The sequence below is a fragment of the Streptomyces sp. NPDC093260 genome (genome assembly GCF_040683715.1).
Taxonomy (GTDB): Bacteria; Actinomycetota; Actinomycetes; order Streptomycetales; family Streptomycetaceae; genus Streptomyces; species Streptomyces sennicomposti.
The window spans coordinates 1-15,081 of record NZ_JBFBEK010000008.1; the positions used below are offsets into that span (position 1 = coordinate 1).

General features: G+C 71.8%; 5 protein-coding genes and 1 pseudogene. 1 reads left to right on the top strand and 5 read right to left on the bottom strand.

Translation table 11 applies throughout. The annotated features are described in order from the left end of the window. The first annotated feature begins 260 nt into the window (after positions 1 to 260). A complete protein-coding gene (locus tag AB0N63_RS12220; RefSeq protein WP_365527640.1) occupies positions 261 to 1,592 on the top strand; it encodes an amidohydrolase family protein in 1,332 nt (443 codons plus the stop codon). Between the two features lie 7 nt (positions 1,593 to 1,599). Here the strand turns inward: AB0N63_RS12220 and AB0N63_RS12225 are convergent. From AB0N63_RS12225 to AB0N63_RS12245, 5 genes and pseudogenes are all read right to left on the bottom strand, one after another. Further along, positions 1,600 to 1,701 (bottom strand): annotated as a pseudogene (locus tag AB0N63_RS12225) (IS481 family transposase); the annotation flags it as partial. Between the two features lie 111 nt (positions 1,702 to 1,812). Then, complete coding sequence (dpgD, locus tag AB0N63_RS12230) at positions 1,813 to 2,634, bottom strand: enoyl-CoA-hydratase DpgD (RefSeq protein ID WP_365527643.1); 822 nt, start codon at positions 2,632 to 2,634, stop codon at positions 1,813 to 1,815. A 213-nt stretch (positions 2,635 to 2,847) separates the two neighbouring features. Then, entirely contained in the window at positions 2,848 to 5,412 is a 2,565-nt protein-coding gene (locus AB0N63_RS12235) for an amino acid adenylation domain-containing protein (RefSeq protein WP_365527646.1), read from the bottom strand. 134 nt (positions 5,413 to 5,546) lie between these two features. Then, complete coding sequence (locus AB0N63_RS12240) at positions 5,547 to 9,263, bottom strand: amino acid adenylation domain-containing protein (RefSeq protein WP_365527649.1); 3,717 nt, start codon at positions 9,261 to 9,263, stop codon at positions 5,547 to 5,549. 63 nt (positions 9,264 to 9,326) lie between these two features. Further along, positions 9,327 to 15,065, bottom strand: a complete 5,739-nt coding sequence (locus tag AB0N63_RS12245) for an amino acid adenylation domain-containing protein (protein ID WP_365527652.1) — start codon at positions 15,063 to 15,065, stop codon at positions 9,327 to 9,329. Between the last annotated feature and the right edge of the window lie 16 nt (positions 15,066 to 15,081).

A 15,081-nucleotide genomic window follows, 5' to 3' on the forward strand; every position in this document is an offset into this window, starting at 1 on the left:
AACAGGACCCTAGACAAGTCCCATCGTTGCAGGTCAGGAGCACTCTCCGCTTATTTGATCAAGCCTCGGACACCCCACCTCGCGAAAGCGCGAGGCTAGCGGCCCGCTCGGCAGGAGCGCCGGCGGCAGGATCGCGCCGCAATACTGCCCCACGAAGTGCCGGTCGCTCTCGGCGGCCGTGCATAGTCTCCGAATCGCGGACGGTGCTGCCCCTCAAGGGCGATCCGCAGTCACGGCGGTCGGAGAACATCGGAGTGACCATGGTCGACCAACGGCGTCTGCTCGTCCGGGGAGGCCGCGTCGTCACGATGGACGGCGCACTCGGCGATCTGGCGGCGGGCGAGGTGCTCATCGAGGGCGACACCATCGTGGCCGTCCGGGAACGGACGCGGGCGACCACCGACGAGGTGATCGACGCCACCGGCGGGATCGTGCTGCCCGGACTGATCGACACTCACATCCACCTTTGGCAGACCGTGCTGCGGGGCATGGCCTCCGGACTGTGGACGGGCGAGTACTTCGAGCGGGTCCTGCCCCACCGTGCACGGTTCAGACCCGAGGACGTGTACGCCGGCGGTCTGGCGGGCGGGCTGGAGCTGCTGTCCAACGGCGTGACGACGGCGGTGGACTTCTGCGACTGCGTCGGCTCCCCCCGGCATGCCGATGCCGCCGTCGCGGGCATGGCCACGTCGGGCGTGCGCGGCCTGCACGCCTACAGCGTGCGGGCGAACGCGCCCGGCACCTTCGCGGCTCCGGAGGACCGGTTGACCGACGCGGCACGGCTGTGCGCCGAGATCCCCGGACGGGGCAAGGGGCGCATCGGCCTCATGGTGGCGATCAGCGACATCGGAACCGTCGACATCGAGACCACCGCCCGTGAGGTGGCACACGCCCGTGCCCTCGGGCTCGGCATCACCATGCACGCGAACACTCCCGGACAGGTCACCGCATTGCACCGGGCGGGGCTCCTCGGGGAGGACCTGCTCCTGGTGCACTGCAATGTGGTGACGGACGAGGAACTCGACCTGATGGCGAGCACCGGCATGACGATGTCGGTCACTCCCGGTCTCGAACTGGCCTTCGGCTCACCGTTCACCATGCTCGGCCGGGCCCTGCGCCGCGGTGTGCGGGTGACCTGGGGATGTGACATCCCGAGCTTCACCAACGCGGACCTGCTGGCCCAGATGCGCCTCGCCTATCACGTGCAGGGGTGCCTGGACGGCCTTCGGGAGCGGGCCGAGGGGCGCTCCGGGCGGCGGCGCCCCGGCGTCCCCACCCTCACCCCGTCCGACGTGCTGCGAGCCGCCACGATCGACGCCGCCCGGGTCATCGGACTCGGCGACCGCATCGGCTCACTGACGCCGGGAAAACAGGCCGACCTGGTGATCCTGCGCGAATCGGCCTTCGGCGCGTCGCTGAGCGATGCCGCCGCCGCCGTGCTGCTGCAGAGCGGGGCCCAGGACATCGACACGGTCATGGTGGGCGGACGGGTCGTCAAGAGGGACGGCCGGCTGTGCCACGACGGACGGCCCGCCGAGCTGATCGAGGCGGCCCGGGCGCATGTGCTGGCCGCGGACGACGGGAGCCGATGACCGCTGGGAAGCGTCCCGCGGCCCGCCGCACCGGCCAGCCGTCGTCCACGGCACACCAGGCCGGACGCAGCCCGCCGGTCGCAGTCAGCGGGGCATCACCGTGGGGCACGAGGGCCTCCTGGGTACCGGTCGTGGATGTCGCAATCCACACCGCGCGCAGAAGGCCCTCACCTGTTCAAGCACCCAGCGCGCGTGTCACCGACATCCGGGGACAGCACAGCTAGCGCGCCTGCCAGCGAGGTTCACGCTTCTCGGCGAAGGCCCGCGGGCCTTCGACCGCGTCCGCGCTGTACATACGGCGCTCCTCCCAGGGATAGCGGGCGGCGAAGGCGGACTCCAGGGACAGGGCGGCCGACTTGGTGGCCGCCTCCTTGACGGCGCGGACGGAGAGCGGCGCGCAGCGCCTGAGGTCGGCGACCCACCCCTCGACACAGGCGTCGAGCTCGCCGGCCGGCACGACCTCGTTGACCAGTCCGAGTTCCCAGGCGCGGCGGGCGTCCAGCGACCGGCCGGTCAGCAGGTGTCCCATGGCGGTCTTCCAGGGCAGCTGCCGGGTCAGCCGGAAGACGCCGCCCGCGCCCGCCATGAGGCCGAGTCTGGCCTCGGGCAGGGCGAAGGTCGCGTCCTCGGAGGCGACGACGATGTCGCAGGCCAGGGCGAGCTCGAATCCGCCGCCCAGCGCATATCCCTGGACTTTGGCGACCACGGGCTTGACGAGGTCGAAGCGTTCCGTCAGCCGCGGCCAGCCGGGTTTTCCGCGGCTGCCGAAAGTGGCTGGCCCCGATGTGCCGTCCTGGTCTCGGGAGGCCAGTTCCTTCAAGTCCTGGCCGACGGAGAACGCCCGGGAACCCGACCCGGAAAGAACGGCGACCCACATCTCGTCATCGGACTCGAAATCGTCCCACACCTCAGCCAGTTCCTCGTGCATGCGCAAATCCATGGCATTGAGCACTTCCGGCCTGTCGAGCGTTATCCGGGCGATGTGGTCCTTCTTTTCGTAACGCACTCTCGACATCTGCGGTGCAGAATTCTCGAACTCCATCGATTCTCACAATCTTGTGCGGGGCGCCGGGTCGTGTAAGGCTTTGTCTATGGAGCCTTCCGAGCATCACGCCGAAGCCGATCAGCCGAATCGACGACCCGGACAGTGCAATGAGCCGGCCGTCCCCGTGAAGGACGGGGACGGCCAGGACGACACCAAGCTCGTGTGGTCGGCCTATATCTACTTGCGTATGTCCTGTTAACCGGTTGCCGATTAACGCATCGCCGGGGCCGGCCGCGCGCTGCCGTCGGCCACGGCCGCCAGCGCGGCGGGGCTCTGCTTCTCGAAGACCTGGCGAGCGGTGAGGAGGAGGCCCGCCTCGCGGGCACCGGACACCACCCGCATCGCCATGAGCGAGTCGCCGCCGAGCGCGAAGAACGAGTCGTCGGCACCGACCCTCTCCACTCCGAGCACGTCCGCGAACACGGTGCACAGCACAGCCTCGGCGGGCGTCCGCGCCGCTCGCTCCCCGCCCGCTCCGAGGCCGGGGGCGGGCAGAGCGGCCTTGTCGAGCTTGCCGTTCACGGTGAGCGGCAGCACCTCCAGGACCACGATGGCCGGCAGCATGTACTCGGGCAGGCGGCCCTCGGCGAAGGCCCTCAGGGCCGCGGGGTCCGCCGCACGACCGGCGGCGGGAACGACGTAGGCGACCAGACGTCGGTCACCCGGCCGGTCCTCGCGGACGACGACCGCGACCTGTGCCACGCTGTCGTGGGCCGCGATCACCGCCTCGATCTCACCCGGCTCCACCCGGAAGCCGCGGATCTTGACCTGTTCGTCCACCCGGCCGACGAACAGCAGCCGGCCGTCCTCGGTCAGGCGGGCGAGGTCGCCGGAACGGTACATCCTGGCGCCGTCGCCGAAGGGACACGGGACGAACCGCTCGGCGGTCAGGCCCGGACGGCCCACATAGCCACGCGCCAGCCCCGGGCCGGCGACGTACAGCTCGCCCGTCTCGCCGGGCGCCGCGAGCTGGAGGGCGTCGTCGAGGACGTACACCTGGGCGTTGCTGAGCGGTCGGCCGATGGCCGGCGGCTGGTCCTCGGGGGTGATGGCCGGGTCGACCACTTCCGCGGTGGTGATCACGGTCGCCTCGGTGGGCCCGTAGGTGTTCCACACCTGTGCCTGTGTGGTCCAGCGGCTCGCCAGGGCCGCGTTGAGGCGTTCCGCTCCGAGCACCCAGTTCTTGACGCCCGGTACGGAGGACGGCTCCAGGACACCGAGCAGGGAGGGGACGACGCTCGCCACGCTCACCCCGGCGGAGCGGACCATCTTCGCGAGTGCCTCCGGTTCGGAGCGTTCCTCGCCGGAGGCGATCGCCAGCGTGCCGCCGGCCGCGAGCGTGACCGCCAGGTCCAGCACCGCCGCATCGAAGCTGAACGAGGCGAACTGCAATGCGACGACCCCTTCGAAGACCCCGAGCACCGGACGCATCGCCTCGGCCAGGTTCACCACCCCGTGGTGGGCGATGGCCACTCCCTTGGGGCGTCCCGTCGAGCCGGAGGTGTAGATGACATAGGCGAGCCGGCGCGGATCGAGGACGGTGTCCGGCGGTTCGGCGGACTCGGCCGCGACGGCCTGCGCGGCCTCGTCCAGCAGGATGATCCGAGCACCGTGCAGCGGCATGTCCTCGACGGTCGCGGCCGTGCCCAGCACCACCGCGGCGCCGCTGTCGCCGACCATGTAGCCCAGCCGTTCGACGGGGTACTCCGGGTCGAGCGGCACGTAGGCGCCACCCGCCTTCCACACCGCCAGGATCGCCACCACCATGTCGACCCCGCGTGGCAGGCACAGCCCGCACCTGGTCTCCGGACCGACACCGAGGCCCGTCAGATACCGGGCCAGCCGGTTCGCGCGCTCGTCCAGTCCGGCGTAGGTCAGCACATCGGAGCCGCTGCGCACGGCGGCGGCGGTCGGCGCACGGTCGACCCACGCGCCGAACAGGTCGAGCAGCGTCCCTGACGGGATCGGCCGGGCGGTCGAGTTCCACTCCGCCACCGTCCGGGACCAGTCGGCCCCGTCGCGCCCGGTGCTCGCTGCCGCCGGCCGGCCGGCCCGCGTCTGGCGGCGGTCCGCCGCGGCGCCGACCCGTGCGGCGATCTCCTCCAGGAGCGACGCCGGGCGCTCGGTCAGATACATGTGGCCGCCGGGCAGCTCGGCCGTCGCGAACTCGCCCTGGGTCACCGCGCTCCACTGCTCCAGCCGGTGTCGTGAGATGAGGTGGTCGTCGGTGCCGCGCAGCGCGGTGACCGGTATCGACAGCCGGAGGTCGCCGGTGGGGGGCCGGTAGCGCTCGTGCATCACGGTGTCGGCCCGCAGCAGCGGCACCAGCAGGGAGCGGAGTTCGGGATTGTCGAAGGCGCCGTGGCGGTAACCGGTGATCTCTTCGACATGAGCGGCGAGCGCGTCGTCGTCGAGCGCGCTGTCCGGCGGACTCTGGTCCCAGGGGCCGGCCGCTCCGCTGACGAACAGATGCACCAGCCGGTCGAACTTCCGGGCCCGCAGTTCCCGCGCGGTCTCGTACGCCAGGACGGCACCCAGGCTGTGTCCGAAGAGCGCGACCGGGCCGGTGTCGTCCTCCATCAGCAGGATCGTCTCCACCGCCGCGTGCCGCGCCGCGTGCCGTACATCGGTGTACGGGTCTTCGTTGAAGAGTTCCTCGCGTCCTGGCAGCTGGGGAGCCACCACACGGACGCCGGGCACTCCCAGCCGGTCCCAGGGGCGGTAGAACCCCGCTCCGCTCCCCGCGAACGGCAGGCACACCAACGTGAAGGACATGTCCACACCTCTTCCGAGTCGTTCCGCCCGTACCGGCCGGCGCGGCGCGGACGTGTTCCGTAACCGGCGGCGAACCGGGTGGACACAGCCAAGGCCCACGGGTCGGTTCCGCCCCGGGAAAGGGCCCGCGGCCCTCAGTGGGCCCCGTGTCCCTCGCGGGAGGCCGACAGCGACGGGCGGGCCGGGCGTCCGCTGCCGATGAGTCCGGCGATCCCTGCGGGTGTCGGACGGTCGAACAGGGCGGCCAGCCGCACTTCCACACCGAAGGTGTCCCTGATGCGGTTCACCAGCCGGCTGGCGTGCAACGAGTGGCCTCCCAGAGCGAAGAAGTCGTCGTCGGCGGAGACCGGATCGCATTCGAGGATGTCGGTGAAGAGGTCGCACAGCCACCGCACCCGGACTTCGAAGACCGGCAGCCTGGGCGTCCCGTCACCCGGGCCGGCTGCGCTCGGCGCCCCGCCCGCGGGACGCTCGACGGCGGGTGGCCGGTCCGGCTCGTGGGCACCGGAGGTGGCGCCGTCGGTGGTGAGCAGCTGGGCGAGTCCGGCCGGCGTGGGGTTCTCGAACAGCAGCCGCACGGGCGCATCGACGCCCAGCAGGGCCTCGATGCGCCGGGTCAGCCGGAGGGCGGTCAGGGAGCCGCCTCCGAGGTGGAAGAAGCTGTCGTCGACGGTCACGTCGGATGCGCCGAGCACCTCGGCGTAGATCTCGCACAGCGACGTCTCCAAGGCCGTGCGCGGTGCACGGCGCACGGCGTCGCGGGTGGGCCGGGGCAACGCCGCTCGATCCAGTTTCCGGTTGGGGTTGAGCGGCATCTCGTCGAGCTGCACGAAGGCCCACGGCACCATGTAGTCGGGCAGCGCCTCGGCGACGTGCGCGCGCAGCGCGGCCACGTCCACGGGACCGGACTCCGAGACGACGTAGGCGACCAGGCGCTTGCTCCCGGGACGGTCCTCGACGGCGAGCACGGCGGTCCGGGCCACGCTCGGATGGCGCCGCAGCACAGTCTCGATCTCGCCCAGCTCCACCCGGAACCCGCGGATCTTCACCTGGTGGTCGACCCGGCCGAGGAAGACGAGGCTGCCGTCCTTGCGCCGGCGCACCAGGTCGCCGGTGCGGTACATCCGGGTCCCTGGAGCGTCGAACGGGTTGGCGACGAAGCGGGAGGCGGTCGGGGCCGGGCGGTTGAGGTATCCGCGGGAGAGCTGTTCGCCCGCCAGGTAGAGCTCGCCGACCACGCCCACCGGTACGGGTTGCAGGCGCCCGTCGAGGACGTGGCCGCGCATGTTGCCGATCGGTCTGCCGAGGAGCGGTTCGTCCGGCCAGTCGTCCACGTCCCGCGGGAAGGACTGGGCGATCGCCAGATGGGTCTCGGTGGGGCCGTAGTAGTTGTCGAGCCGACGGCGCGGGGGTGTGAAGAAGGTCTTGAGGCGTGGCGAGAGAGTCAGGGCCTCGCCGCCCTGCGCGATCATCCGCAGTTCGGGGAACTCGGCACCGGTGCGCTCGGAGACCTCGCAGAGCGCGTCCAGCACCAGATTCGGCAGATTCATGTCGTGGACCCGATGGTCGGCCAGCCACCGGGCGAACAGCTCGACGTCGCGCCGCACCTCCTCGGGCGGCACGACGAGGCAGCCACCGCTGGTGGTGGCGAAGAGCACCTCGAAAGCGGACGTGTCGAAGCTCAGGGAGGAGAACTGTGCCATCCGCCCGGGCGTCAGCGTCGTCTCGTACCAGGTCAGCAGGGAGACCAGGGAAGCGCCCGGCATCACCACCGCCTTGGGGAGGCCGGTCGAGCCCGAGGTGTAGATGACGTAGACGGGATGCCCGGGCAGCAGTGGCCGCACCCGGTCGGCATCGGTGATGTCTGTCGCCGGCAGGTGCGCGACATCGACCGGTTCTGTCAGGGTCAGGACCGGCCGGGCGTCCTGGAGCATGTACTGGATGCGTTCGCCGGGGTAGCCCGGGTCGATGGGCAGGTAGGCGCCGCCGGCCTTCAGCGTCGCCCAGAGCGCCACGATGACGTCGACCGAGCGCGGCATCGCCAGTGCCACCACGCTCTCCGCACCGACACCGTGGCTGATCAGGTGGCGTGCCAGCTGGTTGGCACGCGCGTTGAGTTCGGCGTAGGTCAGGACGGTGTCGCCCATCTGGACCGCGGGCAGGTCGGGGGTGCGCGCGACCTGGGCCTCCAGCATGTCGGGCAGGGTGAGGGCGGGGACGCCGAACGAGGTGTCGTTCCACTCGACGAGAAGTCTGTGCCGCTCGGCCGCATCGAGGATGTCGATCCGGCCGATCCTGCGCCGGGGGTCCTCGGCCACGGCGGAGAGCACTCGCGACAGCCGCTCCCCCAGTTCTCGTGCGGTCGTCGCGTCGAAGAGGTCGCGGCTGTATCCGACGCGCACGTCGATGCCGTCGAGGGCGCCGTCCCCGGCACGGCGCTCGCCGAAGTCGAAGGTGAGGTCGTGTCCGGTGGGGACGGGCGGTCCTTCGTGCAGCCGTGCTTCGAGGCCGGGCAGGCCGAGCGGCGGAAGGCACGTCCCCATGGTGAGGAGGACCTGGAAGAGCGGGTGCCGGGAGAGCGAGCGCGGCGGGTTGATCGTCTCCACCAGTCGCCGGAAGGGCAGATCCCGGTCGGCGTACGCGTCGAGGTTCGCCTCGCGGACCCGCGCCACCAGATCCTCGAAGGCAGGATCGCCGGAGATGTCCGTGCGCAGGACCAGCAGATTGGAGAACTGGCCGATCGCTTCGTCCGGTGCGCCCTCGGGACGGTTCTCGGCCCGGGTGCCCAGGGGTATGTCGTCACCGCCGCCGAGTCTGCCGAGCAGAACGGCCACCGCGGCCTGGAGGACCATGAACATCGTGCCCTGCCGGGCCCGGGCCACCGCGGCGAGTGCGCGGTGCTCGGCGGCCCGGACACGGAACCGGATCTCACCGGTGTCATGCGACGGGTTTCCCGGCCGGGTGCGGTCGTGCGGGAGGCCGAGTTCGTCGGGCATTCCCGCAAGTGCCTTCCGGCGTGCCTCAAGGCGCTCCGGGTCGAACGGTTCCGGGCGATCCGCCTCTTGCCGGCGGGCGAGGCCGAAGGAGCCGGGCAGCGGCCGGCGCCATGACGGGGCGGTCCCTTCCCGCCGCGCCGTGTAGGCCGTGCCGATGTCCCTGGTCAGGAGCGCGAGGGAGGGCTCGTCCACGGCGATCCTGTGCGTCAGCAGGAGCAGCGTGTGCTCCTCCGGCGTGACTTCGAGGAGCCACGTGCGCAGCGGAGTCTCCCGGCTGAGGTCGAAGGCGTACGAGGAGAGGTCCGCGAGTCTCGCGTCCAGCTCGCTCCGCGCGACCCGTTCGACGTGGAACCCCGCACGGGCCTCGATCAGCTTCAGCGCCGATCCGCCGTCGACGCAGACGGTGCGCAGCGCCTCGTGCCGGAGGACCACGTCGTCGACCGCGGCCCGTATCGCCTCCCTGTCCAGCGGGCCGCCGAGCCGCAGTGCCAGCGGCAGGGTGAGGCCGGGGCCCGGCCCGTGGAGCCGCTCCAGGAACCACACCCCTCGCTGCGCGTCCGACAACGGTGCGCGGTCCCCCGGCGGTGCGGTGGCCGGCCGGGGGGCCCGCGGGCTGTCGCCCGCCAGCGGCGGCCGGGTGTCCAGCACGGCGTCCAGGGCGGCGGGGGACGGCGCGTCGAAGACGTCCCGCAGGTCCAGCCGGGCACCGAACTCCGCTCGGAGGCGGTCGACCAGCCGCATCGCCGTCAGCGAGTCACCCCCCAGAGTGAGGAACGAATCCTCCGCCCCCACCGATGCCACACCCAGGACGTCCGCGAACACCTCGCGCACACCCGGCCGAGTCTTGTCGTCCACGCTCACCATCACCACTTGTCGGGAGTTCCGGCAGGCCAGGAACACTTGTTCGGTAGATCCACGCTATCGGCGCGGCGCGCCGGGACCGGCGGTACGAGCGGCAGACCGGAGGCATTCGCCCTGGCCGTCGCCGTCTCGCCGGCCGGTCGCAGGTCGCTCCGCATGGTCCTCGGACAGCGCCTCGGTGACCTTCGCGCCGATCCGGGCGGCCGTTTCGGGATCGGCCATCTCCTGGTGCCCGCAGGGAAGTTCGTGCACCAGGAACCGGCCTTGGACGAACTCTTTCCACAGCTCCGGTGACGGCGGTTCGCCCGCGTCGCCCATGGCGCGGAAGAAGTGGACGTCCCCGGTGTACGGGCGTGGGACGAAGCGGTTGGCGAGGTCGATGTGGTGGGTGGTCGCGGCGAGGGCGGCGCGGATCGTGCTCTCGTCGAACTCGCCCAGGATCAGGTCCTCGGTGCGCAGGAACCGCACAGCGTCCTCGACGTCCCGCAGCCGGTGGTCGGCCGTCAGCCGGGAGGTGTCGTGCAGCAGCGAGGACACCGCCTTGTGGAGGTCGGGCGGCTCGGCGTCGCCCGGCGGTACCGGGTAGGAGTCCAGGAGGGCGAGGAGACCGACGTCGTCACCGTCCTGGAGCAACCGGGTCGCCATGGCCTGCGCCACCAGCCCGCCGAAGGACCATCCCAGCAGGTGGTACGGACCGTGGGGCTGCACCTTGCGGATCGCGGCCAGGTAGCCGTCGGCCACGGCCTCGACGGTCGCCGGCCGCGGCGGTTCCCCGTCAGCCTGGAGACCGTACACGGGCCGGTCCGGGGGGACGTGGCGGAGGAAGTGCGAGTAGCACCAGCTGAGGCCCATCGCGGGGTGGACGAAGAACAGCGGAGGCCGCTCGCCGGTGGTCCGCAGGGGCAGCAGCGTCAGGTTCCTCTCCCGTTCGGCCATCCGCGTCTGCCGGATCAGGCCGGTCACGGTCGGGGCACGGAAGAGGTCTCTCACCGCGACCTGGACGCCCAGGGACGACCGCAGTTCCTCCACCAGTTCGGCAGCGAGCAGCGAGTACCCGCCGAGGTTGAAGAAGTTGTCCTCCGGGCCGACGGACGGAACTCCCAGCACCTTCGCGAAGACCGCCGCGACCGCCTCCGTGTACCGGCCGACCGCCGCGTCCTCGGGCGTCCCGGGGTTTCGGTCGCCCTCGGTCCGGCCGCGCTCCGGCTGGTGCGGGAGGCCGGCCGGGCTGCTCGCCCCGTGCTCCTCGTCCGCGCGCTCTCCGGTGATCCGCCGGGCGGGGTCCGCCGCGAACTCGGCCACCAGCGCGGCGAACTCCTCGGCCATGGCGCGGGCGGTGCCATGGGCGAACAGGGCCGTGTCGTACTCCAGCGCTCCGGTGATGCCACCGGGCTTGCCGTCGGCGGTCCGGTGCTCGGTCAGGTTCAGGGTGAGGTCGAAGGTGGGCGCGGAGGTCTCCAGCGCGGTCACCTCCGTGCGCAGCCCGGCCAGTTCGGTCCGGAGGGCCGCATGCGAGGTGGCGACACTGAACATGACCTGGAAGAGCGGGTTCGGGGCGGTCGTGCGCGGCGGGTTGACCGCGCGGACGACCAGCTCGAACGGGACGTCCTGGTGGATGGTCGCTTCGAGGTCGGTCTCCCGCACCCGGCCGAGCAGCTCGCGGAAGGTCGGCGCGCCACTGGCGTCGACACGCAGGACGAGGGTGTTGACGAACATGCCGACGAGGTGGCGCAGAGCGTCGTCGTCGCGGCCGGAGGCGTTGATGCCGATCGGGATGTCGGTTCCGGCGCCGTTGCGGTGCAGCAGGCTGACGAAGGCGGCGTGCAGCACCATGAACAGCGTGGCCTGGTGGCTCTGCGCCAGTTCGACGAGCCGGGCGTGCAGGTCGGCGTCGATGCCGACGGTGACGCGGGCGCCGTGCCGGCCGGCGTCCTCCGGTCGCGGCCGGCCGGTGTCCGACCCCGGCGGTCGGGGCAGATCGCGCAGGGTCTCGACCCAGTAGTCGAGGTGCTCGTCGCGTATCCGGCCGGTGACTTCGTCCGCGGCGAACAAGGACCGCTGCCACAGCGCGTAGTCGGCGTACTGGACGGGCAGCGGCGGCCAGTCCGGCGGCTGCCCGGCGGAGCGGGCGGCGAAGGCGGTGGCCAGGTCGGAGAAGAGCAGATCCACCGACCATCCGTCGGCCGCGATGTGGTGGAAGTTCAGCATGAGCACGTGCTCCTCGGCCCCAGTGCGCAGCAGCAGGGCACGCAGCGGAAGCTCGGCGGAGAGGTCGAAGGGACGGTCCGCCTCCGCTCGCAGCCGCTCGTCCAGGCGGTCGGGTTCGCAGTCCCGCACCTCCCAGAAACCCGGCTGCCAGGTGCGGTGGTCCAGCAGGACCTGGTGCGGTTCGCCGTCGGCGGTCCGGTAGACCGTGCGCAGCGGTTCGTGCCGGTCGATGACGTCCTGGAGGGCGAGGCGCAGTGTCTCGGGGACCAGGGCGCCGGACAGCCGCACGGCGTAGGGGTTGTTGAAGGCGCTGGTGAGTCCGTTGAACCTCTGGACGAAGGCGAGTCCGTGCTGCTGGAAGGCGAGCGGGACGCGCTCCGGGCGGGCGGCGGGGACGAGCGCCGGTCGGTCGGCGGACGCCTCGCGGGCTACTCGGGCCAGATCGGCAGGTGTCGGGTGCTCGAACACGTCCCGCACGTGCAGCTCCACGCCGAGCACCGAGCGCGCGCGGTTCACCAGCTGGGTGGCGAGCAGCGAGTGGCCTCCGAGTTCGAAGAAGCCGTCTCCGGGATTCACCAGGGGCACGCCGAGCACCTCGGCGAACAGGTCGCAGAGGATCTGCTCGCGGGTCGAGATGGGGGCCTGTCCGCCCGGCCGGGCGCTGCCGCCGGGCGCGGGCAGGGACCGGACGTCGAGCTTGCCGTTCACCGTCAGCGGGAGGTCGTCGACGAGCACGACCGTCGGCACCATGTACGGGGGCAGCGCCTGCTGAAGACGACTGCGCAGTTCGCTCGGGGACACACCGGCTTCACCGGCCACGACATAGGTGACCAACCGCTTGTCACCCGGCCTGTCCTCGCGGACGACGACGGCGCTGCGCACGACGCCGGGGTGCTGGGCGAGGGCGGACCTGATCTCGCCCAGTTCCACTCGGAAGCCGCGGAGCTTGACCTGCTGATCGGCGCGGCCCACGTACTCCAGTCCGCCGTGGCGCGTCCAGCGGACCAGGTCTCCGCTTCGGTACATCCGTTCGCCGGTGCCTTCGAAGGGGCAGGCCACGAAGCGTTCCGCGGTCAGCCCGGGCCGGTTGAGGTAGCCGCGGGCCAGCTGGGGCCCTGCCAGGTACAGCTCGCCGACGACGCCGACCGGAACCGGCTTCAGCCCTTGGTCCAGGACGAACGCTCGCGATCCCGCGAGGGGCCGTCCGACCGGACTGCGGCCCGCGGCCTCGGCCGCCATGCCCGCGTCGAGCGCCAGATGGGTGCTGTGCACCGTCGTCTCCGTGATGCCGTACATGTTGACCAGCGTCACGCGGTCGTCCGGATGCCGTTCGTACCAGGCGCCGAGCTGCGCGAGGTCAAGGGCCTCCCCGGCGAAGATCACGGTGCGCAGGGACAGTTCGGGCGTCCTTCGGGCGTCCTCCTGGGCGAGCGGGTAGAAGGCGGACGGCGTCTGGCACAGCACGGTCACCCGTTCCTCGGCCAGCAGCATCAGGAAGTCCAGGGGCGACCGGGACACGTCGTAGGGGACGGTGACCAGGGTGCCTCCGTGGGCGAGGGCGCCCCACATCTCCCAGACGGCCACGTCGAAGGCGTACGAGTGGAACCAGGACCACACGTCGTCGGGGCCGAAGGCGAAGTGCTGACGGGTGGCGTCCAGAAGTGCCACCACGGCGGCGTGTGCGACCGCGACGCCCTTGGGACGTCCCGTGGAGCCGGAGGTGTAGATCACGTACGCCGGATGGCGGGCGTCCAGCGCGGTGGTCCGGTCGGCGTCGACGAGGTCCGCGGGGTCCTGGGCGGCGAGTTGCGCCTCGGTGGTGGCCTCGCCGAGCCGGATGGACGCCGCCGGCCACTCGGGCAGTGCGGCGCCCGCGGACTCGGACGTGATCACCTGGCTGGGCCGCGCCTCCTCCAGGAGGACGGCGATGCGTTCGGCCGGATGGCTCGGGTCGACCGGCAGATAGGCCGCTCCGGTCTTCAGGACGGCGAGCAGCGCGACGGCCAGGTCCGCGGAGCGGTGCAGGAGCACGGCGATCCGGTCCTCCGGTCCCGCTCCGCCGGCACGCAGCAGCCGGGCGAGCCGGTTCGCGCGGGCGTTGACCTCCGCGTAGGTGTGCCGCTCGGCGCCGTCCACCACCGCGACGGCTTCCGGGCGGCGGGCGACCTGCGCCTCGAACAACGCGGTCAGATGGGTGGTGGGAAGGTCGCCGAGCGTGCCCGCCCAGTCGGTGAGCAGCAGATCACGCTCCGGCCCGTCGAGCAGGTCGATGTCCTGGATCGCGGTGCCCGGATCGGCGGCCACGGCGCTCAGCACCCGGACCAGCCGCTCGGCGCCGGCCCGTACCGTGGCCTCTTCGTAGAGGTCGGCGCTGCCCTCGACCGTCACCACGAGCGGGCCCGGCGTTCCGTCGTCCGCGCGGCGCGCTGCGAAACCGAACGCGAGGTCAAGCTTCGCGCTGCCGATGTCCACGGCATGTACGCGCGTGCGGAGCCGGGGCATCCGGGGTGGCGACGCGTCACCGTCGGCCAGGGTCATCAGCACCTGGAAGAGCGGGTTGCGCTTGCTGGAGCGCGCCGGGTTCAGCTCCTCGACCACCCAGTCGAACGGGACGTCCTGGTGGGACCAGGCGGCGAGGTCCGCCTCGCGGACGCGCTGGAGCAGCTCGCGGAAGGAGGGGTTGCCCGTGACGTCGGTGCGCAGGACGACCGTGTTGACGAAGAAGCCGACGAGGTCCTCCAGGGCCTCGTCGTCCCGGCCCTCGACCGGCACGCCGATCGGGACGTCCTCACCCGCGCCGGTGCGGGCCAGCAGGACGGCGACCGCCGCGTGCAGCACCATGAACAGGGTGCTGCCGGTCTCCTGGGCGACCTCCAGCAGCCGGGTGTGGAGCTCTGCGGGGCAGTCGACGGTGTGGGCCACGCTGCGGTGCGTCGGGGTGGCGGGCCGAGCGCGGTCCGGCCGGATCAGCGCCTCCTCCGGCAGACCTGCCAGTGCCTGGCGCCAGTAGGCCAGTTGCCGGGCCGCCTCGCTCTCCGGGTCCGAGCGGCTGCCGAGCACGTCGCGCTGCCAGGCGGCGTAGTCGCGGTACTGCACGGGCAGCGGATCCCAGTCGGGCGCCCGTCCCTCCAGACGAGCCCGGTACGCCTCGCTCAGGTCCCGCCACAGTGGCCGTTGAGAAGCGCCGTCGGTGGCGATGTGGTGCATCGACAGCAGCAGTACGTGGGTGCGCGCGCCGACGGTGAGCAGGTGGGGCCGGAACGGGCGGTCCCGGCCGAGGTCGAAGGGCGCCCGGGCGAGCCGGACCAGCGTCGCGTCGAGCTCCGCCTCGGCGACCTGTGTCTCCGGCAGTGCCGCTCCGCCGTCCTCGGGGTCGAGCACCCGCTGGCACAGAGCGTCGTCGACGACCTCGAAGACGGTGCGCAGGCTCTCGTGGCGGGCCGCCACATCGCTCAGCGCGAGCCGAAGGGCCTCTCGGTCCAGCTCTCCTTCCAGCCTGAGGGCGGCCGGCACGTTGTAGGTCGGCGACCGGTCCTCCTGCCGGCTCAGAAACCACAGGCCCTGCTGTCTGACGGAGGGTGAGAACAATCTGGGCTCCAATTTC